Genomic DNA, 448 nt, shown 5'->3' with positions numbered 1-448 from the left:
GACAAGGTAAAACCACACGCAAGCCTCGCCGTGGCGAAGTGGATCGACGTGGACAGATCCCTGACATGGTCAGCATTCACTTACGTCCGCCCGAGGTCAGTAAGCGTGAAATGCCCGGCCACTGGGAAGGCGATCTGATCAAAGGTAAGAATAACGCGTCCGCGGTAGGCACCTTGGTAGAGCTTAGCAGTGGCTATCTGATCCTCGCAAAAATGGACGACGCCACCGCCACATCCGCCGTAGCAGGTTTTAGTGCCGCCCTGAACCGAATGCCGGCCACCGCTCGAAAAAGCATGACCTATGATCAGGGGCGTGAAATGGCACAGCATGCAAAAATCACTCAAGAAACGGGCGTTGCGATTTATTTTTGTGATCCCCACAGCCCCTGGCAACGTGGGGCCAATGAGAATATCAATGGTCTTATCCGTCAATATTTACCGAAAGGAAT

General features: G+C 53.3%; 1 protein-coding gene. It reads left to right on the top strand.

Annotated features, from left to right (window positions below; genetic code table 11):
• Window positions 1-448 (top strand): IS30 family transposase (locus tag R0J87_RS18555; protein WP_498888028.1); only part of this gene is annotated, 448 nt, incomplete at both ends.

Origin of the sequence: Halomonas sp. SIMBA_159 (assembly GCF_046536035.1) — a bacterium.
Taxonomy (GTDB): Bacteria; Pseudomonadota; Gammaproteobacteria; order Pseudomonadales; family Halomonadaceae; genus Vreelandella; species Vreelandella venusta_A.
This window is presented reverse-complemented; position numbering and strand designations above follow the sequence as displayed.